Annotated in this window: 2 protein-coding genes; one reads left to right on the forward strand and one right to left on the reverse strand. The window is 75.7% G+C overall.

The features are described from left to right. Nucleotides 1-721 (forward strand): serine/threonine-protein kinase (locus tag CCN44_RS27235; RefSeq protein ID WP_086700381.1); only part of this gene is annotated, 721 nt, incomplete at its 5' end. On the opposite strand, the gene CCN44_RS27240 is transcribed toward CCN44_RS27235, so the two are convergent. Then, a partial coding sequence (locus tag CCN44_RS27240) for a streptophobe family protein (RefSeq protein ID WP_086700385.1) occupies nucleotides 693-1820 on the reverse strand: 1128 nt, incomplete at its 5' end. The genes CCN44_RS27235 and CCN44_RS27240 overlap by 29 nt on opposite strands.

Raw genomic sequence — 1820 nt, forward strand, 5'->3', positions numbered from 1 at the left:
CGACGGGGTGCTGTACATCGCCATGCGGTACGTCTCCGGCAGCGACCTGCGCCACCTCATCGACGTGCGCGGCCCGCTGGCGCCGCCGGACGCGGTGCGCATCGCCGGACAGGTGGCCTCCGCCCTGGACGCCGCCCACGAGCACGGCCTGGTCCACCGGGACGTCAAGCCCGGCAACATCCTGGTCGCCGAGGGCACCGACAGCGACCACCCCGAGTACGTGTACCTGACCGACTTCGGGCTCACCAAGAAATCGCTGTCGTTGACCGGGTTCACAAGCGTCGGCCAGTTCGTCGGCACCCTGGACTACGTGGCACCCGAGCAGATCTCCGGCCGCCCGGTCGACGGCCGCTGCGACGTCTACGGCCTGTCCTGCGTGGTCTACGAGACGCTCACCGGCCGCCCTCCGTTCCAGCGCGAGGACGACATGGCCCTGCTGTGGGCCCACCAGTACGACGATCCGCCGCCGCCGAGCGCGGTCCGCCCCGGTCTGCCGCCGGCCCTCGACGCCGTCTTCGCCCGGGCCCTGGCCAAGAGCCCGGACGCCCGCCACGACACCTGCCTCTCCTTCGTCGCCGCGCTGCGCACGGCCATGACCGCCCCGGCCGGCCGCACGGCCTCCGAGGCGGACCGGTCGCAGCCCGCCGAGCCCGCCCCCCGGCCCCCGCGCTGGGCCGCGCCGGTGCTCGGCGTCAGACCGGACCACGCCGGCGGCGCATAACGCCGTCCACGGAGCCGCCCCGGCGCACCGGCCGGGCCAGCAGACCGCCCAGGAAGCCGGCCACCAGCCCCCACAGCGCGCCCAGGCCCACCGCCTGCCACACCCGGGGCCGCAGCAGCAGCTCCCCGGTCAGGTCGCCGCCCAGGTCCCCGATGCCGAGCAGGGACAGCCCGTAGTGCGCCGAGACACGGCCGGTCAGACAGACCGTCAGCACGGACAGGGCGAGCGCGACGGCCAGGTGCAGGGCGTGCTGCCAGGGCCGGATCCGGGACGGTGACCGGACGGCCATCCGGAAGGCCACGGCGAGCAGCAGCACGGCGTCCACGACCACCAGCCACCACATCCGCCCGTCGTGGGCGGTGAGCGAGCCGAGATCGAGCGCGGTGACGTCCGGGGTGCGCAGGATCTCGTCCAGCACGGGCGGCATCGGCAGCGCGAACGGGCCGTCCACCCGGCCGTCCCAGGTCGCCCCCAGGCCGAGCGTGAGGGCGAGCCAGGCCAGATTGGGCAGACCCAGCAGGACCAGCGCCCAGACCGTGGCGCCGTGCCCGCGGGCGACAGCCGTGATCAGGGCGGTGACCAGGGCGACGACGACGCAGGCCAGCAGCAGTTCCACCATCGCGTGCGCCGCCGGGCGCACCGCCTCCTGACGGCGCAGCAGCCGCCCCGGCAGCGGGGCTCCGCGCGCGACCAGCAGGGCCAGCAGCAGCACTCCCGCCAGCCACAGCAGCCCGAACAGCACGGTCAGCGGCACCTCGGTGGTGAACCCGATCCGCGGGGCCGCGTCGAACAGGTCGGCCAGATCGCTGAGGGTGCCGCTGCCCACGTCCACGGCGAAGGTCTGCCGGGCGGCGAAGGCCAGGCCGATCAGCGCCGGCAGCCACAGCGCCGCGAGCCGCGCCGCCCAGCCGGCCAGCTCCCCGGCCGAGGCGACCGCCCGGTGCCGCAGCGGGCGCAAGAAGCCGGCACCGAGGACCAGGGCGCCGGCCAGCGTGACCGACAGCGGGAGCACGGTGAGCGCGGCCCGGGTCCGGGCGAACACGCCCGCGTCGCCGGAGAGTTCCACGCTGCCGCCGACCGCGGTGACCACGGTCGCGGC

It is taken from the genome of Streptomyces tricolor (genome assembly GCF_002155905.1).
GTDB classification, from domain to species: Bacteria; Actinomycetota; Actinomycetes; order Streptomycetales; family Streptomycetaceae; genus Streptomyces; species Streptomyces tricolor.